General features: G+C 31.8%; 20 protein-coding genes, 2 pseudogenes and 1 riboswitch. Of the genes and pseudogenes, 19 read left to right on the forward strand and 3 right to left on the reverse strand.

Features of this window, described 5'->3' with window-relative positions:
• Positions 1-93 precede the first annotated feature (93 nt).
• The 3 genes and pseudogenes from dnaE to pyk form a co-directional block, all read left to right on the forward strand.
• Positions 94-3414, forward strand: a complete 3321-nt coding sequence (dnaE, locus tag AC1RP4_RS02215; RefSeq protein ID WP_481761353.1) for a DNA polymerase III subunit alpha — start codon at positions 94-96, stop codon at positions 3412-3414.
• 111 nt (positions 3415-3525) lie between these two features.
• On the forward strand, positions 3526-4494 hold the full coding sequence (pfkA, locus tag AC1RP4_RS02220; RefSeq protein WP_481761352.1) for a 6-phosphofructokinase: 969 nt from the start codon (positions 3526-3528) through the stop codon (positions 4492-4494).
• A 59-nt stretch (positions 4495-4553) separates the two neighbouring features.
• Positions 4554-5972 (forward strand): annotated as a pseudogene (gene pyk / locus AC1RP4_RS02225) (pyruvate kinase); the annotation flags it as partial.
• A 288-nt stretch (positions 5973-6260) separates the two neighbouring features.
• Here the strand turns inward: pyk and AC1RP4_RS02230 are convergent.
• Positions 6261-7805, reverse strand: a pseudogene (locus AC1RP4_RS02230) (IS1182 family transposase); the annotation flags it as partial.
• A gap of 307 nt (positions 7806-8112) precedes the next feature.
• Between AC1RP4_RS02230 and AC1RP4_RS02235 the strand changes: the two are divergent.
• The 16 genes from AC1RP4_RS02235 (at position 8113) to AC1RP4_RS02310 (ending at position 22363) form a co-directional block, all read left to right on the forward strand.
• Positions 8113-9027, forward strand: a complete 915-nt coding sequence (locus AC1RP4_RS02235) for a CvfB family protein (protein ID WP_481761351.1) — start codon at positions 8113-8115, stop codon at positions 9025-9027.
• A gap of 163 nt (positions 9028-9190) precedes the next feature.
• Complete coding sequence (locus AC1RP4_RS02240; RefSeq protein WP_481761350.1) at positions 9191-9559, forward strand: N-acetyltransferase; 369 nt, start codon at positions 9191-9193, stop codon at positions 9557-9559.
• The gene (locus AC1RP4_RS02245) at positions 9543-10295 is read left to right on the forward strand and encodes a segregation and condensation protein A (protein WP_481761349.1); all 753 of its coding nucleotides are present in this window, start codon (positions 9543-9545) and stop codon (positions 10293-10295) included. The genes AC1RP4_RS02240 and AC1RP4_RS02245 overlap by 17 nt, the downstream gene beginning before the upstream one ends.
• A 25-nt stretch (positions 10296-10320) precedes the next feature.
• Complete coding sequence (gene scpB / locus AC1RP4_RS02250) at positions 10321-10902, forward strand: SMC-Scp complex subunit ScpB (RefSeq protein ID WP_481761348.1); 582 nt, start codon at positions 10321-10323, stop codon at positions 10900-10902.
• Between the two features lies 1 nt (position 10903).
• A complete protein-coding gene (locus AC1RP4_RS02255) occupies positions 10904-11635 on the forward strand; it encodes a pseudouridine synthase (protein ID WP_409022503.1) in 732 nt (243 codons plus the stop codon).
• A gap of 51 nt (positions 11636-11686) precedes the next feature.
• Positions 11687-11811, forward strand: a riboswitch (FMN riboswitch).
• 117 nt (positions 11812-11928) lie between these two features.
• Complete coding sequence (locus AC1RP4_RS02260; RefSeq protein WP_409022504.1) at positions 11929-12513, forward strand: ECF transporter S component; 585 nt, start codon at positions 11929-11931, stop codon at positions 12511-12513.
• A gap of 65 nt (positions 12514-12578) precedes the next feature.
• Positions 12579-13613, forward strand: coding sequence for a helix-turn-helix domain-containing protein (locus AC1RP4_RS02265; protein WP_481761347.1), 1035 nt, complete (start codon positions 12579-12581; stop codon positions 13611-13613).
• The gene (locus AC1RP4_RS02270) at positions 13600-15051 is read left to right on the forward strand and encodes a RecQ family ATP-dependent DNA helicase (RefSeq protein WP_481761346.1); all 1452 of its coding nucleotides are present in this window, start codon (positions 13600-13602) and stop codon (positions 15049-15051) included. Before AC1RP4_RS02265 ends, AC1RP4_RS02270 begins: the two co-directional genes overlap by 14 nt.
• A gap of 57 nt (positions 15052-15108) precedes the next feature.
• The gene (locus AC1RP4_RS02275; protein ID WP_481761345.1) at positions 15109-15717 is read left to right on the forward strand and encodes a LysM peptidoglycan-binding domain-containing protein; all 609 of its coding nucleotides are present in this window, start codon (positions 15109-15111) and stop codon (positions 15715-15717) included.
• 54 nt (positions 15718-15771) lie between these two features.
• Positions 15772-16437 (forward strand): (d)CMP kinase, encoded by a 666-nt coding sequence (gene cmk / locus AC1RP4_RS02280; RefSeq protein ID WP_481761344.1) that lies wholly within the window; start codon positions 15772-15774, stop codon positions 16435-16437.
• 98 nt (positions 16438-16535) lie between these two features.
• Positions 16536-17780 carry a 30S ribosomal protein S1 gene (rpsA, locus tag AC1RP4_RS02285; RefSeq protein WP_481761343.1) on the forward strand — a complete coding sequence of 415 codons (1245 nt, stop codon included), beginning with the start codon at positions 16536-16538 and terminating at the stop codon, positions 17778-17780.
• Between the two features lie 91 nt (positions 17781-17871).
• Complete coding sequence (gene der / locus AC1RP4_RS02290) at positions 17872-19182, forward strand: ribosome biogenesis GTPase Der (RefSeq protein ID WP_409022510.1); 1311 nt, start codon at positions 17872-17874, stop codon at positions 19180-19182.
• Positions 19183-19380: 198 nt separating this feature from the next.
• Complete coding sequence (locus tag AC1RP4_RS02295) at positions 19381-19656, forward strand: HU family DNA-binding protein (protein WP_409022511.1); 276 nt, start codon at positions 19381-19383, stop codon at positions 19654-19656.
• Positions 19657-19810: 154 nt separating this feature from the next.
• A complete protein-coding gene (locus AC1RP4_RS02300; RefSeq protein ID WP_481761342.1) occupies positions 19811-21070 on the forward strand; it encodes a tetratricopeptide repeat protein in 1260 nt (419 codons plus the stop codon).
• Positions 21071-21152: 82 nt separating this feature from the next.
• On the forward strand, positions 21153-21623 hold the full coding sequence (locus tag AC1RP4_RS02305; RefSeq protein WP_481761341.1) for a GNAT family N-acetyltransferase: 471 nt from the start codon (positions 21153-21155) through the stop codon (positions 21621-21623).
• Between the two features lie 134 nt (positions 21624-21757).
• Positions 21758-22363: a sugar O-acetyltransferase gene (locus AC1RP4_RS02310; protein ID WP_481761340.1), complete on the forward strand. Its 606-nt coding sequence runs from the start codon at positions 21758-21760 to the stop codon at positions 22361-22363.
• 96 nt (positions 22364-22459) lie between these two features.
• On the opposite strand, the gene AC1RP4_RS02315 is transcribed toward AC1RP4_RS02310, so the two are convergent.
• Both AC1RP4_RS02315 and AC1RP4_RS02320 read right to left on the reverse strand, forming a co-directional pair.
• The gene (locus AC1RP4_RS02315) at positions 22460-23290 is read right to left on the reverse strand and encodes a site-specific integrase (protein WP_481761339.1); all 831 of its coding nucleotides are present in this window, start codon (positions 23288-23290) and stop codon (positions 22460-22462) included.
• A 91-nt stretch (positions 23291-23381) separates the two neighbouring features.
• Positions 23382-24242 carry a YitT family protein gene (locus tag AC1RP4_RS02320; protein ID WP_481761410.1) on the reverse strand — a complete coding sequence of 287 codons (861 nt, stop codon included), beginning with the start codon at positions 24240-24242 and terminating at the stop codon, positions 23382-23384.
• Between the last annotated feature and the right edge of the window lie 76 nt (positions 24243-24318).

Below are 24318 nucleotides of genomic sequence, written 5' to 3' on the forward strand. Positions count from 1 at the left end.
TAATTATTTTTGCAAAAGCTTTTTAGTGTCTATTGGGTATTGTTAAAAAGTTTTGTATAATAACATTAATAGATACGTGAAAAGGGGGATAAAATGTTTGTTCCGTTAAAAGTTAAAAGTTCATTCAGCTTATTACAAAGCACCACTAAAATTAATGATCTTGTTCAAAGTGCTAAAAGTAAAGGCTATAAAGCAATTGCCTTAACAGATAATAATACATTGTATGGTGCAATTGATTTTTATAATGCCTGTCAAAAAGCTGAAATTAAGCCAATTATCGGACTAACGTTAGATATCTCCGGTTTAATCGAAACAAACCATGAATATGAATTGACCTTTATTGCAAAAGATAAACAAGGTTATCAAAATTTAATGCAATTATCGACCTTAAAAATGACCTTAAATGATGATAAGTTAAACTTTAGTAGTTTAACTAACTATTTAGACGGTTTATTTATATTATCACCTAGTGAAAAAAGTGAATTTAGTTATTTAATTGAACAAAGTCAAATATCCGATGCAAAAGAATTATTAGCCAAATATCAAAGCTTAATAGGTTCAGAAAATATTCGAGTTGGCCTATCTCACTTAATGGATAAAATTACGGCACAATCAATTAAATCTTTAGCTCAAAATTTTGATATTCGTGTAATTGCGCTAGATGAAGTAGCTTATTTGGATGCTGAAAATCAGTTTGATATTGATGTGTTAAAGGCAATTAGTACTGGTGAAACGATTTTAATTAATAAAGTTGATGAACAAATTCAGGGAGAATATGCATTAAGAAATCCAAAAGAGATAACGGAGCAATATCAAGAATTGCTAATGGCAGATGCAATTCAAGAAACCCAAAATTTAGCAGATGAAACGTCTCTGGAATTAACATTCTCACAACCCAAACTACCTGAGTATCCATTACCTAATAATGAAACAGCACATAGTTATTTGAGAAGTATGTGTAATACTGGATTAAATGAGCGGTTTCCAAATGGTGTACCTAAGGAATATAAACAAAGATTAGAACTTGAGTTAAACGTTATTCAACAAATGGGATTTGAAGATTACTTTTTAATCGTTTGGGATATTATGAACTATGCTCATTCGCAAAATATTATAACTGGCCCAGGACGAGGGTCATCTGCTGGATCGATCACAGCCTACGTTTTAACGATTACGGATGTTGATCCAATTAAATATAATTTATTGTTTGAACGTTTTTTGAATTCAAAACGTGTTCAGATGCCGGATATTGATTTAGATATTCCAGATGATAAACGTGGACTAATCCTTAATTATTTACATCAAAAATATGGACATTATCACATGGCTCAAATTATTACATTTGGCACAATGGCAGCAAAACAGGCTTTGAGGGATGTTGGTCGAGTATTTGGTGTATCACCTTTTGAAATGAAAGGGTGGAGTGATTCAATTCCAAATGTTTTGAAAATTACGTTGACAGAGGCGCTAGCACAATCACAAAAATTACGTAATTTAGTTAATGATAGTTCCAAAAATAAAAATATTTTTACAATTGCGCAGCATATCGAAGGGATTCCAAGACACTACTCTACGCATGCAGCAGGGGTCGTATTGAGCCAAATTGATTTACGAGAAGTGGTTCCGTTACAAAATGGAAGTGAGGATATTCTTTTAACGCAGTATTCTAAAGATATAGTTGAAAATGTTGGTTTATTAAAAATCGATATTTTAGGTCTACGTAATTTAAATATTTTAGATCAAGCTGTAACACAGGTTAAAAAGAATTATCAAGCAGACTTCAATCCAGCATTCATTAATTTAGAAGATGAAAAAACATTAGCTCTTTTTAGATTAGGTGATACATCCGGTGTTTTCCAATTTGAATCTAATGGTATCAAAAATGTTTTAAAAAAATTACAACCAACATCTTTTGAAGATATCGCAGCTGTAAATGCGTTATATCGGCCGGGTCCGATGGAAAATATAGATACATTTATTGCACGAAAACATCATCTTGAAAAAATAACATTTCCGGACAATAGTTTAAAACAAATTCTTGAGTCAACCTATGGTGTATTAGTTTATCAGGAGCAGGTTATGCAGGTCGCATCAAAGATGGGTAATTTTACACTTGGTGAAGCTGATTTACTACGCCGAGCAATGAGTAAAAAGAAAAAAAAGACTATTGATGAAATGCGTACTCAGTTTATCAATGGGGCATATGATAATGGAATTCAAGAAGATGTAGCTAAAACAGTTTATAGTTATATTGAGCAGTTTGCTAATTATGGATTTAATCGTTCACATGCCGTTGCCTATAGTAAAATTGCTTTTCAATTAGCCTATATTAAAGCTAATTTTCCAGCTGCATTTTTTGAAGCTATTTTAAATTCCGTTGGTAATAATCCGCAAAAAATAAAAGAATACTTAGTGGAAGCAAAGCAATATCATGTAATAATTAAATTACCTGATATTAATATGAGCGAGGTAGGTTTTAGTTTAAGACAAAATATTGTTTTATTTGGATTAAATAGTATTAAAGGACTTAGAAAAGACTTTATTGAACATATCATTACATTACGGAAAAAAGAATTGTTCACAGATTTCCAATCCTTCCTGCATCGGATAGATAAAAAATATTTAAATGAGGAAAATATTTCAGCTTTAATATATTCTGGGTGTTTTGATCAATTTGAATATAATCGTGCTGAGTTGATTAGTGCTCTACCAGAATTAATTAGTAGTATTGATTTAAGTGGAAATAATACTAATTTATTTGAATTATTAACACCTAAGATAGCAAGACAATCAAACTTTCCATTAATGGTTCGATTAGAAAAAGAATCACAATATTTAGGTGCGTATCTTTCGGGACATCCGGTTGAGAAGTATCGGAAACAGCTAAATCAAAGCGATTTTAAAAAAATATCGGAAATATCTGATAAGACACATGTAACCATTTTAGTTAATCTTACGAGAGTAAAAGTTATTCGAACAAAGAAGGGTCAACAAATGGCCTTTGTAAATGGTTCGGATGAAACAAGTGAGATTGATTTGACAATATTTCCTGATTTATTTCGACAGAAAGAATCTTTACTTGAAAAAAATAAGGTCGTTGTCGTTTCGGGGGATGTTGAAACAAATAGAGGATTACAAATTATTGTTAAAAAAATAGAATTAGCAGATGATTATTTTAAACGAATAACTCAAAAAAAATGGTTTTTGAAGATTACTAAAGAAACAACAAATGAAAAAATAGAAAAATTAATGCAAACCATGAAAATAAGGTTAGGTCAAACACCGGTTATTTTGTACTATGAAAAAGACAATCGTAAAATTAGTTTAGATAGAACTTATTGGTTAAGGAACGACAAAGAAACACATACAGCGCTTACAAAAATATTAGGTTCTGAAAATGTCGTCATTAAGTAATTTATTCTTGAAAATACTGAAAATATTTTCACATTTAACAAGACAACTTTTCTGAAAAGTGTTAATATAGTGAGTGAAATATGTACTTAAATTACTTATTGAGGTGAAGAAATGAAACGCATTGGTATTTTAACAAGTGGTGGAGATGCGCCAGGTATGAACGCTTCAGTTCGTGCTGTTGCACGTCGTGTAATTGGTGAAGGATTAGAAGCATACGGTATTAATTATGGTTTTGCTGGTTTAGTTGCTGGCGATATTCATAAAATTGAATATGCTGACGTTGATGATGTTATTCAACGCGGTGGAACAATGTTATATTCAGCCCGTTATCCTGAATTTGCAACTGCTGAAGGACAATTAAAAGGTATCGAACAACTTAAAAAGTTCGGTATCGATGCTTTAGTTGTTATCGGTGGGGATGGTTCATACCATGGTGCTTTAGCACTCACAAAACGTGGATTTAACGCTGTTGGTATTCCAGGAACAATCGATAATGATATTCCTGATACAGATTTCACAGTTGGATTTGATACAGCTGTTAACACAGCTCTTGATGCAATTGATCGTATTCGCGATACTGCTCGTTCACATCAACGTACGTTTATCGTTGAAGTAATGGGTAGAAATGCTGGAGATATTGCTTTATGGTCCGGTATTGCTGGTGGTGCTGATGTTATTGTTATTCCTGAAAAAGGATATAACATGCAAGAAATTGCAGACAAGCTCAACAGTAACCGTGAACATGGTAAAGATTCAGGAATTATCGTATTAGCTGAAGGTGTTATGGGAGCTAGTGAATTTGCTGCTGAATTAGACACATATGGTAATTTTGAAACACGTGTGACTATTTTAGGCCATACACAACGTGGTGGCGTACCAACTGCCAAAGATCGTGTCTTAGCAAGTCGTTTTGGTGATTATGCTGTTCAACTTCTTATGGAAGGTAAAGGCGGATTAGCAATTGGTATTAAAGACAACAAATTAGTTGCTGAAGATATTGTTGCAACGCTTGAAGAACATAAACATCATACAGATTTGAGTCTTTTAGACTTAAATACACGACTTTCAACACCAAAATAATATAATACTGTTATTGTTATTTATAAATAATAAGTAAACTAAGAGGAGATCATAATCTAATGAAAAAAACTAAAATCGTAAGTACACTTGGTCCAGCCAGTTCAGATCTTGATACAATTGTTAAATTAATCGAAGCCGGTGCTAATGTTTTCCGTTTCAACTTTTCTCATGGTGACCATGAAGAACATTTAGGTCGTATGACATTAGTTCATGAAGCAGAAAAAATTACTGGTAAAATGGTTGGTATCATGCTTGATACTAAAGGTGCAGAAATCCGTACTACTGTTCAAAAAGAAGGTAAAATCAACTTTGAAATTAATGATATTGTTCGTATTTCAATGGATGATTCACTTGAAGGAACAAAAGAAAAGATTGCTGTTACTTACCCAGGTTTAATTGAAGATGTTCATGTTGGAGGCCACGTATTGTTTGATGATGGTCTTATCGATATGAGAATTGATGAAATTGATACAGCTGCTAACGAATTAGTAACAACTGTTATGAATTCTGGTCGTTTAGGTTCACGTAAAGGTGTTAACGCTCCTGGTGTATCAATTAACTTACCTGGTATTACTGAAAAAGATTCAGACGATATTCGTTTTGGTTTAGATCAAAACATTGATTTCATTGCTGCAAGTTTTGTACGTAAACCAGCTGATGTTTTAGATATCCGCGCTTTACTTGAAGAAAAAGGAATGGAACATGTTCAAATCTTCCCTAAGATTGAATCACAAGAAGGTATCGATAATATTGATGCTATTATGGAAGTTTCTGAAGGATTAATGATTGCCCGTGGCGATATGGGTGTTGAAATTCCTGCTGAAAATGTTCCTTTAGTTCAAAAAGACTTAATCAAAAAATGTAACGCTTTGGGCAAACCAGTTATTACTGCTACTCAAATGCTTGATTCAATGCAAGAAAACCCACGTCCTACACGTGCTGAAGCATCTGATGTTGCTAATGCCGTATTTGATGGAACAGATGCAACAATGCTTTCAGGTGAAAGTGCTAATGGTGACTACCCTGTAGAATCAGTTGCAACAATGGCTCGTATTGATGAAAAATCTGAAAATGCATTGCGTGCACATAGCTCATTTGCATTAAATGAATTTGACAAAAATGATGTTACTGAAACTATTGGTCGTGCTGTTGCTGAAACAGCTGATAGCTTAGGTATTAAAACTATCATCGCTGCTACAAAATCTGGTCAAACAGCACGTATGATTTCTAAATACCGTCCTGACTCAGATATTTTAGCTATTACTTTTGACGAACAAACTCGTCATGGTTTATCAGTTAACTGGGGTGTTCACCCAATCATTGCTGAAAAACCAGCATCAACAGATGCATTGTTTAGTTTAGCAACTGAAAAAGCTAAAGAATTAGGTTTCGCTAAAAAAGGTGACCTTATCTTAATCACTGCTGGTCTTCCAGTTGGTGAAAAAGGAACAACAAACAGTTTGAAAGTTCAATTAGTAGACTAATTATATTAAGGTTCAAGTACATGATGAACCTAAGTTAGTATATCGGTAAGACATTGGTGACGAAAAATGTTATTGGGTTAATCATGAATATAATTGACTAATTAAGATAATATTGATCAGGTTGTATCAATCCTTACTTGAATATTTTAAAATTGGAAAAGGGGCTGTGACATAAGTCCCTTCAATAAAGTTCAAAATAAGGCTCCGGAAATCATTTTTTGATTTCTGGAGCCTTATTTCTTTTTATTTAAAAAAATATAGAAAACAGAAGTATTATTTACCTCCTAAACTGGCTAATTTTTGGATATTTAATGCCATTACTATCAAACCTGCTTCCTTTTTAACCTTCTCAATCCCTCGCAATAGAAATTGATTGAACGGCAAAGAGGCCTTCATTCGACCAAAAACGGATTCTACATCAATTTTACGGTGCGCGTAAATTTGACCCGTTTCTGGTTCAGAAAGTCGTTCACATTGTTGTGCCTTAAAATATTCCCAAGATCCGTTAACTTGAATCTTACGACGTGCACCTCTAAGTGTTTTAGCCGCAGGAATAATTATCTGATTCTCATCTAGTAACTCTGCTTGATATTCTTTAAATTCACGAACTATTCCATATTTATCGGTTCTTTTCCGATACGCTTTAAAGTTAAATCGCACGCCGTGCGGATCAATATAGTAATCATTATTTTCATGATAATCCCAGTTCATAACTTTTCTATCATCAGTTCGCCATTTTTTGCTTTGTTCTCTAATCATGGTACCGTAAGGAATTATAGCAGTTTGATTTGGTAATTCATCTTCAATGAAACGATAGTTTGATTCTGATCCATATCCGGCATCGGCAACAATGTATTTATCTAATTTATTATGAGTACTTAACGTTTTAAGAAACGGTTGAAGTGTTCTAGTATCTGTTGGATTTTGAAATAATTGGTAGCCCAAAATAAATTGGTTACTGGTCGCAATTTGTAAGTTATAAGCTGGCTTAAGTTGACCATTTAACATTGGATCTTCTTTAATACGCATAAAAGTTGCATCATGATCAGTTTTAGAATAGCTATTTCGAGTACCGTATATTTTCATTTGTGCTTCATGTTCACTTAATTTATGTTGGCGTTTAGTTAATTGATTCTTCTTAGATTTTAGGGTTCTTCGAATTCTTTTAGCTGGATTGGGACTTATCTTCTTAGTTCTTGAAACTTCCTGGTCTAATGCTACTAATTTCTGATCAAGTCGATCGATAACTTCTTCAATCATTTCTAGTGTTAGATTGGAGCCTTCTGGGACTTTACAAGCAGCATGCGCTGTTTTTAATTCAACTAGTAGCTCTAAAATCGCTTCGCGATTCATTTGATCAAAACGTATTGTATTCTTTTTCCAAATAAAACTATATTTATTAGCATTAGCCAAAACCTTAGTACCATCAATAAAGATGGCATCACTAATCATATTTTGTTGTCGTAAATATTCGACTAAGGTATCTAAACTGCGATCAATTAAATCAGTTAATTCATTCGACGTTCTAAATCGGACAATAGTTCGGTAAGATGGCATTTGCTCTTGTGTTAACCAACGTGCCGATAAATTTTCTTGTGCTAGTAAGGCGACCCGACGACTACTAAAAACACCTCGAGTTATAGCAAAAAGATATAACTTCAATAAAGCTGAAAGATTATATTCACGGGGGCGACCAAAAAGATAAGGTTCTTTTATTTCTAATTTTTCGATTAGCGTATTGATATAACACGCAGTGTTATTCTTTTCTGGTATATAGTCAGTTGAGATGGCTAAACAAGTCTGATTTATGTTATAATAATTTTGCATTTTTAAGTCCTTTCGAGGATTAAATTAAGGAGCATTGGGGGTCGAAGGCCAGTGTTCCTTTTTATTTTTCTAATTAGATAATATATTAAAAAGTAGTAAAAAGAAACAAGTCTCCCGAAATCAAAAAAGATTTCGGGAGACTTGTTTAATATCATATTGAAGAGACTTATGTCACAGCCCCTTTTTTATTACACAATATTTCTATTCAATTGGCTATTAAGCCTAATATCAGGTAAAATGTGAGTATGTAATTTTAAAATATGAATAAAGAAATATAAAATAATATTTTTTTGAATGGGAGAAATAAATGAGTTCAATAATGGGACAAGTTGTTACCGCAATGGTAACTGATGAGAATGATACAGAATTTTTAGTACAAAAAGATAGTATAACAATGCATTTATTGAAAGATGAAAAAAACAGTCAATTAGCGAACGGTTCGATGGTTACAGGCTTTGTGTATGAGAACGAAGATCATGATTTGAGTTTATCAACAATAATTCCTAGAGCTGGCATTGATCAATATGCATTCGGAGACGTTGTAAAAGTTAGAAGAGATTTAGGTGTCTTCGTTGACATTGGTTTACCAGACAAAGATGTAGCAGTTTCACTAGATGATTTACCAGAAATGAAATCACTTTGGCCAAAAGCTGGTGATCGATTAATGGTTGGACTTAAAATTGATGCCAAAGATCGTATTTGGGGTGATGTTGCGGACGAAGAAATGTTTCGATCAATTGCTAAGAAACCTGATGACTCATTAAAAAATAAAAATATGAAATTTACAGTTATTCGCTTAAAAATGATTGGAACTTTTGTAATTACTGATGATGATTATCTTGGATTTATCCATCCATCTGAAAGATTTAATGAACCTAGATTAGGTCAAGTATTAGAAGGACGTGTAATTGGAATTAGAACTGACGGTACAATTAATCTATCTATCAAACCACGTGCCTATGAAGCAATTAGTGATGATGCAGCAATGTTGATTGCTGCATTAAGTCATAATGATGAAAAAACATTACCTTTTACTGATAAAAGTAATCCAGAAGACATTAAAGAATATTTTGGTATCAGCAAAGGTCAATTTAAGAGAGCTGTTGGACATCTGCTAAAAGAGCGTTATGTTAAACAAGAAGATGGTAATCTTATTTTAATAAAAATGCCTGAGGAATTTGAAACTAATAATGATGAATTAATTAACGAAACAGATGATTAATAGAAAACTATTTTAGTAGGTAAGAGATAATAAATAAAATTATTTGAAAATATAATTTATTAGTTCAACGTTAAATTAATATATCGGTAACAAACAAGTATATTAGTTATTTTTAAATATATGAATTGTCTCATGAATGCCGTGCGTGTAGAGGAGAACAATAATGCTTATTAAGTATAAGAATGATTATGAAAAAATTGCGATGGGCTTGTTGTCATTTATACCTGACTTGAAGGATGTTACTAGAATTAATTTAGCAATTAAAGGTTATCAAGATACAGAAAATCGAGATTTGTATCTTTGGAAAAATGAGGCAGGTAATTTTACTGGTATAGTTGGTATTGAAAATGATGGCAACGTTGTCGTAGTTCGGGCAATATCATTGAGTCCAGATGAAAGACATAAAAAAGTTAGTTTTTTGATTCTGAACGCTGTATTATCGCTATATCCTGATAAAAAAATCATGGGTACAATTGATACTACAAAATTAATTGAAAAATGGGAAATGCAAAAAAATGAGTCAAAAATTTAAATCTATTAGTCAGGTAACATTAAAATTAACCTCTTTTGAAGGACCACTTGATTTGTTACTGCATTTAATCAAAGATTCTGAGATGGATATTTATGATATTCAAATTTCAGAAATAACAGAGCAATATTTAACTATTATTAAAGATACTACGAATATGTCATTAGATGTGATTGGTCAATATTTAGTGATGGCTTCAACGTTGATGAAAATTAAGAGTCAAATGTTATTACCGGCAGAATTTTCCAATGTAGAGGAAACTCAAACTGATCCAAGGGCAAGTCTAGTCGAACAATTAATTGAATATCAAATTTTTAAAGAGGCGGCTGGAGAGTTGAGCGTCAGGGAAAATAAACGTGCGAATTATTTTTCTAAGGAACAAAGTAGTATTCCTAAAAATAGATTTGATAAACCTCAACTTGATATACCTGGCCTGGATTTAGAAACACTTGAGAATGCTTTTAAAAGAGTTTTAATAAAGCAAATAAATCATCAACCAATTGAGAAAAAAATTAATGTGCAACTAGCATCACTCTCTGATAAAATATCAGAAATAAAAAAAATCATTCTAAATTCAAATAAGAGTTTAATATTTAGTGATTTTTTTGAAATAACAACAACGGTTGATGAAATTGTTGTTACTTTTCTGGCAATATTAGAACTTTCAAAATTAAACCAAATTAAATTGAAACAAGCAAATAGCCATGAAATGATTCAGATTTTAAAAATTGAACCATAGATTATTGTATTAAGGAGGTACGAAGGTGAGTCATTTAGCAAATATTGAAGGACTTTTATTTGTGAGTGGGGATCAAGGAATATCTCTAGCAGAATTATCTAGATTAACTGGATTATTGAAATCAGCAGTTAAAGAACAACTTGAAAAATTATCATTAAAGTATAAAAATGATATAAATTCTAGCTTGGAGCTAATTCAATATAATGATTGTTATCAATTAGTAACAAAAGAGAAATTAGCAGATTTAATTAAAGATTATTTTGAAAATCCTAATTCAAGAAGACTTTCTAATGCAGCACTGGAAACGCTAGCTATCATTGCTTATAAACAACCAGTGACACGACTTGTAATTGATGATATCCGAGGAGTTCAAAGTTCAGGATCACTGCAAAAATTGATTGCTTTAGATCTAATTCGTGAAAATGGACGTCTTGATGTACCAGGAAGACCTATTATATATGTAACAACGACGCAATTTTTAAATTATTTTGGATTAACTGAACTAAAAGAACTTCCAGTGATTAGTGAAAATCAAGATTTTGATGGAGAAATAGGTAAACTTTTTTTAAATAATTTTAACGAAAAATTACAAGAAAATGAGGAATAATATGGCAGAGGCAGAAAGATTACAAAAAGTTATGGCGCAATCAGGTGTTGCGTCACGAAGACAATCCGAAAAAATGATTTCAGAAGGTCATGTTAAGGTGAATGGTAAGGTTGCAAGTGAGTTGGGTATTAAGGTCACAAGTGAAGATAAAATTGAAGTTGATGGTATTCGTTTAAATGAAGAACCATTAGTCTATTATTTATTCTACAAACCAAGAGGAGTTATTTCGGCTGTTAAGGATAATAAAGATCGTAAGGTTGTTACGGATTATTTTCCAGGTGTAAGGGAAAGAATTTATCCAGTCGGTCGATTAGATTATGATACTTCTGGATTATTATTAATGACAAATGATGGTGAGTTAGCCAACAAAATGACTCATCCAAAGTATAAGATTGACAAAACTTACGTCGCTAAAGTGAATGGTATTCCATCTAATGATGATTTAAAAACGTTACGTCAAGGAATTGTAATTGATGGTAAGAAAACGGCTCCTGCTCATTCAAAAATTATTTCAGCAGATAAAAATAAGCAAAAAGCAATTGTTTCATTAACAATTCATGAAGGCCGAAATCATCAAGTTAAAAATATGTTGGCAGAGGTCGGACATCCAGTGGAAAAATTAAAACGTGAAACTTATGGATTCTTAGATTTATATGGATTAACTTCGAGTCAATACCGTGAGTTATCTGAAGAAGAAGTTCATGCATTGAAAAGTATCGCCGAGCGTAAATAATTGTAACTTATTTTATCCTATGTTATATTTTGTAGCGTAATAAAATATTTGGTTCGTCTTCAGGGGCAGGGTGTAATTCCCGACCGGCGGTTATAGTCCGCGACCCACATTGTATATGTGGCTGGACTGGTGTAATTCCAGTACCGACAGTTAAAGTCTGGATAAAGAAGATAGGGCTTATTTGAGTAAGTAATTTCAAATGAACTCTGTTAATCTTTAGTGATTAATGGCGTTCATTTTTATTTACTTGAAAGGTTCTTCATTGAAGATGGCCTTCCAGGAGGTTTTCTAGTATGAATCGGTCACCAGTTTATAAAGTTGTGATTACAGCGTTCTTAGCTGCAATCTCATACGTATTAATGTTTTTATCTTTCCCAGTAATTTTTCCGTATTTAAAAATTGATTTTAGTGATTTACCAATTTTAATTGGATTTTTTATTTTGGGACCAATGAGCGGTGTGATGGTTGCCGTCGTTCGTTCATTGCTGTATCTAGTTTCAACTGGAACAGATATTGCCAGCTTGATAGGTGTTGGAAGTAATTTCTTAGCATCAATGGCGGTATCATTTCCAGCATATTATCTTCTCAAAGGTAAAGGAAACCTTAAGCCAACACTTGGAAAGAGTATTTTGGCAGTTTTAGTGAGTACCTTTGTACTAACTGCTGTATTATCTATTGCAAATTATTTTGTAATTCTACCAGTGTACTTGAATGTTATCGGTATGAATATCGGAATGTCAGTATCCAAGTACGTTATTGTTGGTATTGTTCCTTTTAATATTATAAAAGGAATTCTGGTCGTTGGGTTATTTAGTCTTTTATATCAGAGAATGTATGGTTGGGTTCAGTTAAATAATAAAAAATATAAACAACTATAGTATAATTAATGAGGGAGAATTCTTAAGTGATTCTTCCTCATTTTATTTTATAAGGATGGTATTTTATGGTTGAAGATTATCTCTTACAAATGTTTAATGTCGAATATCGGCGACCTAATGTAATATTTAGCATTATTACAGGTCGGAATACTGTTTCCAATATATATTGGGGAATGCGTTATGATTTGCTAGATTATTTTAGTATTGATCCTCAATTTACAAATGAAATATATCAAAAAATACTTTCTAAGTTGAAACAAAATAAATTACTCACTGAATCTAATGGGCAAGTTCGGTTAACGCAAAATGGTTTAATTCGACAAAAAAAAGCGAAAAGCGATTTATATCAAATTAAGCACCCTAAATTAATAAATCAATATAAATTTAATGAATGGTCAGAAACTTGTATTTTAGCTATACAAGTTGTATCTGAACTTAGCTTTGTTAATCGTCATTATTATCCTGTCGTAACATCCGAATTAACTAAATTTAATATCAAAAAATGGATTTCTAATAATGACAAAACAATACTAACAAAACAAGTTAATTTAGAATTACGATTGTTCGTGCAAAAAATTGATACAAATTCTAGTTTAATATTTATGAACAAATTAATTGGTCATAATCTTAATGGATTGACCAATAAACAGTTAGCAAATGAGTTGAATCTATCAGAAATGGAGATTCAATTAATATACAGAGATACAATAAATTTTTTTGCTAGTTGGATTGAGGAGCAAAAACAAAGTGTGTTCAAAGAATTAGTTCAGTCAATTCTAAAAACAGGAATTATTTCTGAAAGTGCAAAGGAAACGATGAGATTAATTACTATGGGCCTATCTGTTAATGATGTGGCTAAAAGTAGAGGATTGAAGACTAGTACAATTTTTGAACATTTACTTGAATTAGCAATGATTAGTGAAAAATTTCCATTTGATACTTTTTTAACAAAAAAAATAGTTAATGATTTATCTGAAATTATGGGGAGAGATATTGATCAAGTACCTTTTAAAATAATACAAAATAAGAAACCTGATATAAATTTTTTCGATTATCGTTTGTATCAAATTTATAGGAGTAAAATAGATGTCCAAAATTAATTTAAAAGAAAAATTGATGGAATACTTTGGATTCGATTCATTTATGATAGGCCAAGAAGAAACCATAGAAACTATCTTATCTGGTCAAGACACGTTATCAGTACTACCTACAGGGACTGGGAAATCATTGTGTTATCAGTTAGCTGGCTATCTTATGAATGGTACGACAGTTATCGTTTCACCGTTGTTATCTTTAATTCAAGATCAAGTTAGTCAATTTAATTTTCGTGGTAATGGGACAGCTATTGGATTAACATCAATATTGAGTTATTCTGAAAAAAAATATGTGTTAAAAAATATACAATCTTATAAATTTGTTTATTTATCTCCTGAAATGCTAAGTCAATTTGAAGTGATAAATGCCCTTAAACAAATAGATGTATCACTATTTGTTGTAGATGAGGCACATTGTATCTCCACTTGGGGACCAGATTTTAGGCCTGATTATTTGGATTTGAATAATGCAATTGTGAAACTTGGTACACCTTGCGTTTTGGCGTTGACAGCCACAGCTGCACTAAATATTCAGAATGATATTATGACACAATTAAAAACAGAAGGTCGAGATTTTCATAAAATCATTAAATCGGTTAATAGAAGTAATATTTTTTTAAGTGTCTTAAAAGTGCATGATGAATCTGATAAAAATAAGCAATTATTAAATTTATTGAATAAAATCAAGGGTGTTGGAATCGTTTATTTCTCGAGCAAGAAAAAGGCAAATGAGGTCTCAGATTTAATAAATAATAACACTGGATTAAGGTCTGAACCGTACCATGCTGACTTGAATGATATGGCAAGGTATACGGTACAAAGACAATTTATGGAAAATCAAATAGATGTTATATGTGCAACAAGCGCTTTTGGTATGGGTATTAATAAGAAAGATATTAGATACGTTATCCATTATCATATGCCCGCTGATTTTGAAAGCTACGTACAAGAATTTGGCCGATCTGGACGAGATGGCCAGCAGAGTATCGCAATTGTTTTTTCTCAAGAAAATGATGTGTTTCTACAAAGAAACTTAATTGATTTAACCATTCCAGATGATGATTTTATTAGGATGTATTTTAAAAAACATAAGGAATTAGTTGGTCTTGGAGAAGAAAAAGGTAAACTGTTAGATTATTACTATGAGAAACAAAGCTCAGTTGAAGAGGTGCAGTTCCTTTTTAGACAAAGGAAAATTGAAAAAGAAACTGGATTACAAAATATGATAATGTTTGTTAATTCAAGTAATTGTCGAAAGCAACAAATTTTAAACCATTTTGGAGAATCGAAATTAATAGAACATGATGAATTCTGTTGCTCAGCGTTATTTAATGTGGATGTACTTCAAAAGATTGGATTAGAAAAAAAGATAATCAAAAATGATGACAAGCAGTTAATTCAATCAACAGATAATATTATTTCAAGATTGTTTAAATTATCTTGAGAATAATTTGGATTATTATGGTAAAATAATGATAATTGTTTTTAGGAGGATTGAAAAATGAGTGATAAAAAAGATAATTCAGAAAAAAAGCCTTGGGAAAAATCATTCGAAGACGATAGAGACGATAATGGAAATTATTCTCGATCAGCGAATAGACGTAAAAGTAAAAATAGTTCATTATTAACTACGGGGTTATTAGTTGTTTTTGTAGCTATTATTATTGGAACGATTGCTTTTTATATTGTTGAAAGTAACAAAGTATACCAACCAGAAGATAGAACCACAAGCGAGAGTTCAGTAAGTAAAAAAATAGTTACCAAAACTGATGATTCTGATAGTTCTAGCTCAAGTGCTAAGAAAAGCTCTGAATCAAAAGAAAAAGCTAGTTCTGAATCGAAAGAAAAAGCATCAAAAGAAAAAGCTAGCTCTGAATCAAAAGAGAAAGCTAGTTCTAGCACTAATTCAAGCTCTAGCTCAGCGTCTAGTGAATCAACCAGCTCTGATAGTTCATCAAGTGCATCTTCAAAGTCATATGTAACTGTCGAAGCAGGACAAGGCATATATCGTGTTGCAGCAAACAATGGGTTAACTACAGAACAACTTCTACAAATGAATCCAGGGTTGACTACTTCTATTAGTGCAGGACAAAAAATAAGAGTTAAATAATATACATATGGGATTGATATCTAATCAATCCCATTTTTATGGAGGAATTACTTGATGAAAAATAATATCCAAATTGCAATTGACGGACCGGCATCCGCAGGAAAAAGCACTGTCGCTAAATTAGTTGCTAAAAAATTAAATTATGTTTATTGCGACACTGGGGCAATGTATCGAGCAATTACTTTTGAAGCAATGGCAAAGAATGTTGCGCTGGATAATGATGATAAGTTAGTTAGTCTATTAAAAGATACAATAATTTCTTTTAAACCAGCAAATCCAGAACAATTAGTCTATATAAACAATATAGACATAACACAAGCAATTAGGCAACCTGAGGTAACTAATAATGTTTCAACGGTTGCTGCTCAAGAAGGTGTACGCAAGGAATTAGTTAAAAGACAACAAGAAATTGCCGAAGATGGATCAATTGTTATGGATGGTCGTGATATCGGAACGACAGTATTACCAAATGCTGAAGTTAAAATATTCTTAGTTGCGAGTGTTAAAGAACGTGCTCTTCGCCGATTTAAGGAAAATCAAATTAAGGGTATTAATACAACACTTGATGTTTTAGAGTTTGAAATTGCCGAACGAGATCGAAAAGATTCTACACGTGAAATTTCTCCGCTTATTCAGGCAAAAGATGCTATACTTGTAGATACGACTTCAATGAATATTGATGGGGTCGTACAGAAAATTATGGATATAATTAACAAATAATAAAATAAAATGTGAAAAATGAGTATTAGCACTAGTAATTACTCTTCATTTCAGCTAAAATAATAAATAGAGTTTATTCGCTAAGGAGGACATTGTCCATGAGTAATATTGAAGAAAATAATGATTTACTAGAAGCATTAAATAGTGTAAGTGAAGTTAAGGTTGGTTCTGTTATAAAAGGTGAAGTTTTAGCTATCGATGATGCTAAACAAGTCATTGTTGGTATTGAAGGCGCCGGTGTTGAAGGTGTTGTACCAGCTAAAGAACTAGCACTTAAAGCTGGTGAAGAAACAGAAGACGTTGTCAAAATTGGTGACGTTATGGATTTAGTTGTTATTTCAAGTATCGGTGGCGATAAAGAAGGTGGTAGTTACTTACTATCACAAAGAAGAATTGCTGAACGTGAAGTTTGGAATGACTTACAAAAATTAGCTGATGATGATGCTACAATCGAAGCTACAGTAACACAAGTTGTTAAAGGTGGATTAGTTGCTGATGCTGGTGTGCGTGGATTCGTACCCGCTTCAATGATTGATGATCGTTTTGTTGAAGATTTATCAAAATATAACCATCAAACATTAGATTTCAAAATTATTGAAATTGACCCAACTGAAAATAGATTAATCTTATCACATAAAGCAATTGTTAAAGCTCAAAGAGATGCTCAAAAAGTAGAAACTCTTAAAACTTTAACAGTTGGTGAAGTTGTAACAGGAACAGTTGCCCGTTTAACTAACTTCGGTGCATTTGTTGATCTTGGTGGTATTGATGGACTTGTTCATATTTCAGAAATTTCTTACAACCGTATTTCTAAGGCAGAAGATGTCTTATCAGTTGGTGAAGAAGTTAAAGTTAAAGTATTGGCAATCGATTTAGATAAGAATCGTATTTCATTATCAATCAAACAAACATTACCTCAACCATGGGATAATGTTGAAAATGATATCCATGTAGATGACGTCTTAGATGGTACTGTTAAACGTTTAACGACATTTGGTGCATTTGTTGAAGTTATGCCTGGAATTGAAGGATTAGTTCATATTTCACAAATTTCTTACACACATATTGCTACACCAGGCGAAGTTTTAAAAACTGGCCAAGCTGTTCAAGTTAAAGTACTTGAAGTACATCCAGCAGAACATCGTTTAGCTTTATCAATTAAAGCTCTCGAAGAAAAACCAGCAACAGAAGAAAAACCTGAAAAGAAAAAAACAGTTAAAAAAGCTGCACCAAAAGCTAAAGCTCCTAAATCAACAATGAGTGGTATGCCAGAAGAAAGTACTGGTTTCACACTTGGTGATATTTTAGGTAAAGCATTAGAAGATGCAGATACTAACAAATAATTAAAATATTATTTTTAAGTAACGACTGAACTGTAGTTCAGTCGTTTTTATTATTTATTACAAAAGATATTTAGAGAGTGAGGTACTATCTATGGCAAATCCTGTTGTAGCAATTGTTGGACGTCCTAATGTTGGAAAGTCCACAGTTTTTAATAGAATAGCCGGGGAAAGAATTTCAATTGTTGAGGATACTCCTGGTGTTACACGAGATCGTATTTATGCTCATAGTGAGTGGTTAGCGCAAAAATTTAGCTTGATTGATACTGGTGGTATCGATATCGGTGATGAACCCTTTTTGACGCAAATCACTGAACAAGCACAAATCGCAATCGATGAAGCTGATGTTATTGTTTTTCTTGTAAGTGTAAAAGAAGGCGTAACGGATGCTGATGAGAAAGTGGCTAAAATTTTATATCGTTCTGATAAGCCAGTTATTTTAGCGGTTAATAAAGTTGATAATCCCGAGTCTAGACAAGATATTTTTGATTTCTATTCATTAGGATTTGGAGAACCATTTCCAGTTTCTGGTAGTCATGGCCTTGGGGTTGGTGACTTATTGGATGAGATTACAAAGAAATTCCCTGAAAATATTCCTGATGAAGATGACAGTCGAATTAAGTTTAGTTTGATTGGTCGTCCTAACGTGGGTAAGTCTTCATTGGTGAATGCAATCCTGGGTGAAAATCGTGTTATTGTTTCACCTATTGAAGGGACTACACGTGATGCAATTGATACAGCTTTTGATACTGAAGAGGGCGATATGTTCTCAATGATTGATACAGCTGGTATTAGAAAACGCGGAAAAGTATATGAAAATACTGAAAAGTATTCTGTACTACGTGCCATGCGTGCTATTGATCGTTCAGATGTTGTTTTAGTTGTGTTAAATGCTGAAGAAGGTATTCGGGAACAAGATAAGAGAGTTGCAGGGTATGCCCATGAAGCAGGACGTGGTATCATTATCGTCGTAAATAAATGGGATACTCTTGAAAAAGATAATCATTCATTATCTGATTTTGAGGCTAATATACGTCAAGAATTTGCATATCTTAGTTATGCTCCTATTATTTTTGTGTCTGCAATTACACAGCAACGATTATCTAAGATACCCGAATTAATTAAACGCGTAAATGAAAATCATAGTCGTCGTATTACATCTTCAGTATTAAATGATGTCATTATGGATGCAGTAGCCCATAATCCAACGCCAACTGATAATGGAAAACGTTTAAGAATTTACTATGCAACACAAGTAGCAATACAACCACCTACATTCGTTGTATTTGTTAATGATACTGATTTGATGCATTTTTCATATGAACGTTTCTTAGAAAATCAAATTAGAACATCGTTTGATTTTGAAGGAACACCAATTCATGTTATTGAAAGAAGAAGAAAATAATTCAAATTGATAAAACGCTACCATGCCATCTTTTTTTCTGCTAAAGTAGTTAAATACCTTGATGTAATACGTTTTGTATGGTATCTTAAATAAAGAATTAGTAGAGTAATCTCTGGTTCTATTATTATTATTTATTTTAAATAATAATGGCTGAATATTTTTAAATATTCGGACACATTTTAGGGGAGGTGAAACATTATGGCAAACAAAGCACAATTAATCGAAAATGTTGCAAAAGAAACAGGATTGACAAAAAAAGATGCTACTGTCGCAGTTGATGCTGTATTTGGTTCAATCCAAAGCACATTAGCTACAGGTGAAAAAGTTCAATTAATCGGTTTCGGTAACTTTGAAGTACGTGAACGCGCTGCTCGTAAAGGTCGTAACCCACAAACTGGTGAAGAAATTCAAATCCCTGCAAGTAAAGTACCTGCATTTAAACCAGGTAAAGCTTTAAAGGATTCTGTTAAATAATACTTAGAAAAAGCTAGTACAATTCATTTTGTACTAGCTTTTTCAATCTATAATTTATTTTATAGACAATAGTTATGTACGAGATTACTAGCTATTGTGTGTATGATAGATTAAACTAAACCATATTAATTTAATAATGAAGGGAAGTTATTTAATGACGCATTCAGAAATTATGCTAGACTACTTGGACGAAGGACAAATTGATGAGGCAATGAAAGAATTTGCCAGAGCATTAAGAAAAGACAATGATGCAACATTATTTAGTTTAGCAGAAGAGTTATATAGCTTAGGTTTTTTAGCTCAATCTAAACGTACTTATGAAAGATTATTAGAAAAATATCCAGAAGAAGATACTTTAAAAACATTCCTGGCAGATATTGCAATTAGTGAAGGAAAATCTGATGAAGCACTTAACTATTTGTCAGAAATTGAAGAAGATTCAGAAGCTTATCTTCAGTCTCTTATGGTTGCTGCCGATTTATATCAGACACAAGGTATGTTTGAAGTTAGTGAAAATAAATTATTAACTGCATATAAGTTGGCTCCTGAAGAAGAAGTTATCCAATTTGCTTTAGGCGAACTATATTTTAATACAAAACAATTTAGTCAGGCAATCGGATTTTATCTTGAATTAATTAAATCAGGACAGACTGAACTGTCACAGGTTAACTTAGTACAAAGATTAGGTGTTAGTTACGCAAACAGTGGGCAGTTTGAAAAAGCAATGGCATATTTAGAACAAATTCATTTAGAAAATATGGACTCTGATACTAAGTTACAGATGGGTTTAACCTATCTACAATTAAATGATCAACAAAAAGCAATTGATATTCTTTATGATTTGAAGGAAGAAGATCCTTCGTATACATCCTTATATCCAATTCTTGGTCAAGCACTTTCAGATGAGAATAGATTGAATGATGCTTTACTTGTCTATCAAGAAGGGTTAGCGGTTGACGAGGTAAATGATACATTGTATGAACAGGCAGCGACTGTTGCCTTAAAATTGGACGATGAGAAGCAAGCTGAAAAGTATTTAAATAAAGCAATTGATATTAATCCAGATAATACTGGCATATTATTACAATTAAGTAATTTATTAGTTAAGCAAGAACGTGATGATGAAGATATTAAATTACTAGAAGATATCAAGAGCGACGGAGATGTAGATCCTCAAATATTTTGGAATTTAGCTATTTCATATGAAAGACTTGAAGATTATGATAAAGCTGAAGAAAATTATTTAGAAGCATACCCTTATTTTACTAATCAAGTTGACTTTTTAAGATCTGTTATATTTATTTTTAGAGAGAACGGACGACAAGAGGAGTTAAAGGACGCAATTAAACATTACTTAGCTTTAGTACCTGATGATCAAGAAATTATTGATATTCAAAATGATATAAATTATTAAAATAAAACGTTTATATCATTCTTTTGGTATAAGCGTTTTTTGTTAGCAATTTGTAAGATTTGCTTAAAGAAGGGGAAGTAAAATGATTACAAATCAGATAGTGATACCAAAATTAGAAGATAGTACTGAAATATTTAATTTAATTAGTCGTAATCGTCTTGAATTAAGTGAGTGGCTTCCATGGGTTAATGCTATGAAATCGATTAATGATGAAATAATTTTTTTAAGAGACTCTTTTAAGGATGAAACTAAATTAATTTTCGCTATAAAAATTAATAAGAATATCGTTGGCATGATTGATTTACATGGAATAGATTTACATATGGGAACTGCTGAGGTTGGTTATTGGTTAGACAAGTCGTATGTAGGACGCGGAATAATGTCAAAGGCCTTAACAGAACTTGAGAAACTAGCTATAAAGGAATATAAGTTAAAAAAATTAAAAATAATACTAGATTTGAATAATATAAAAAGTTTGAAAGTAGCTAAGACTAATAATTATCACTTTATAGAACAAAATGACCAAAATTTAATTTTTGAAAAGAGATTATAGAATTTATGATGGTATATTTATAAATGATATTATTATTTTTTGCTTTTTAATTGCTATTAAGGATATAATTTTAGATAGGTAATGTTGTTTAAATGGCGATTAATTATCTAAAATTATATATCGGGGGTAGGGACATGAAAGATTTAAACGAAAAAGAAATTGAACGATTGAGTAAAAAAAGTATTACTGAGAAAATTATAGATGGCGATTGGTACCAATATTCTAAAGAAGAATGGGCTCAAAAAACTGTTAAAACAAGTGCACAAACTATTTATAAAATAAATAAATTGGCGGCTCATGATACGAATGATGCAGATAAAATGCTTAAAGAATTTTTACCTAATATGGAAAAATCTGCTGAAATATATTTTCCAATTTCAACTATAGAATGGCCGGAAATGTTAAAAATAGGGTCAGGCACATTTATTAATTCTAATTTACAGATTTTAAGTGCAGGACAAATAACAATTGGAGAACACTGTTTCATTGGGCCTAATTGTCAGTTATATACACCTAATCATCATTCTATGGACAAAAATTTACGTCGTGAAGGATGGCAATATGATGCACCAATTACAATTGGTGATGATTGTTGGTTTGGTGGATCAGTGATTGTTTTACCTGGTGTCACGATTGGAAATAATGTCGTCGTTGGTGCTGGTAGTGTGGTAACAAAAGATGTACCTGATAATGTTTTAATCGCAGGTAATCCAGCACGAATTATTAAGACTATTGGTTAGATAAAGTTATGGCGAAAAGTAGCATAATTTAAAAATATTTGGGCAACAAAAAGGAGCTAGAATTTTTCTAGCTCCTTTTTGTTGCTCTTTTAAGGTTTATATGATTAATTTTTGTTCAATAATTAAATGACGGTAGTATAAAAGTGAATTTGGATCAATTCTTAACGTCATCATAATTTCTGAATCTGTCATCGTATTGTTAGTGAGAATAGAAAAACAAATAGCTGACTGGTACAGCAGACGTGGTGAAACATTTGGCGCAATAAATTGTAAATCTTTCTTTAAAAATTTATGTAGACCAGGTAAAGATAATAAAGGTGCTTCAACATTTTTACGCAGTTTTAAAAAGCAATCGTTGGAGTTTTGTAAAATTTGTAGTTGTTTAATATAGGTATTGAATTGCTTCAAAAATAATTCCTCTGTTTCCGTAAATGTTAATTGTTTAAAGCTAACGAAAAAACCAGGTTGTAAGATTTCTGAAATTTTAAAGAAATGCCGTGTCATTAATAAAACAAGTCGAGAATAGTAGCTAATTTCTGAATTTAAAAGATAAGAGTCGAAGTCTATTAACCAATTGAAGGTTATAACAGAATTTGCGATATTTTTTTTCCCTTTTAACATTAATGTTGGAATATGAGTATTTATCTGATGGGTAAATAAATATTTAAAATAACCATTCAGATGCGATAAAACCTTAGTATATGTTGAATTTTTAATATTTCTTTTATCTTGAAGCATAGTTAAATATTGACGAACGTCTGATTCTAAGATAGTTTCAACCATTATTGAATTAGAGAATGCATCATTAAAATTTAGAAGATAGTTAAAAAAATCATGAATATCGTAGTTATATTCTAAAATTGTTGATGGGGACAAAGAGTTGGATTCTAATGATAAATTAAAAGCTTTTTGATAGGGATAATTCATTTAATTGCCTCCTTTAGTAATAAACAATAAGTTACTTTAACTATATCACACTAATAAAGCGCACTGCAAAAATCGCAGTGCGCAAGACCAATCATTTATTAAAGATATTAGTGATATTAGTGATTTTATTCTTTTTTTGTCGATTAAAACTAAACCCTTGTCCCAGTACTTCATTAACACTACTAATTGAAACAAAAGCATTTGAATCCTGGTTTTGTAATATTTCCTTCAACTGATGAAGTTCATTACGGTTGATAACAACATAAATCATTTTTTTATTTTGGCGAGAATAAGATCCCTCACCATTGATGTAACTAACACCTCTGCCTAATTTATCCCAAATTTCATTAGTTATAATTTGATATTGGTCACTAATTATTAAGATGCCAAGTCCAGAATAACTACCTTCAAGAGTGAAGTTAACAATTTTTGAGAAAACATATGAGCTTAGTAGGGTATACATCATATGCCTTAAATCTAAGTAGCTAAGTGATATGACCAAAACAGCAATATCAAGGGCAAGAATTGTCTTACCCATTTGAATACCACGTGTTTTTTCAAAAATTCGAGCCACTACATCAGTTCCACCAGTAGTACCACCAAAACGATATACTAAGCCTGACCCAAGGCCACCAAAAGCACCAGCAAGGATACCTGCTAAAAACAAATCATCATTTACATTAATTTGAATCGGAACACGTTGCCAAATCCATAAGAAAAGAGATAACATTATTGTTCCATATATAGTATAGACTAATGATCGTTTACCTAAAAAACGGTAACCAATAAGGATTAATGGAACATTAATTGCAATTGTTGAATACGCAGGATCAATATGAAACCAATAACGTAAAATTAAAGTAACTCCGGTTATACCACCTTCAGCAAGATGGTTTGTTATATTAACGGTTGCTAATCCAAATGCATAAAAACAACAACCTAACGCAATCATTACTAAATCGATTATTTTAATTCGTTCATTTTTTAAGATTAGTTCTACCCCCTGAAATAAATTCAATATAAATATC

The organism is Dellaglioa sp. CoH-56-MRSF-10 (genome assembly GCF_056782175.1).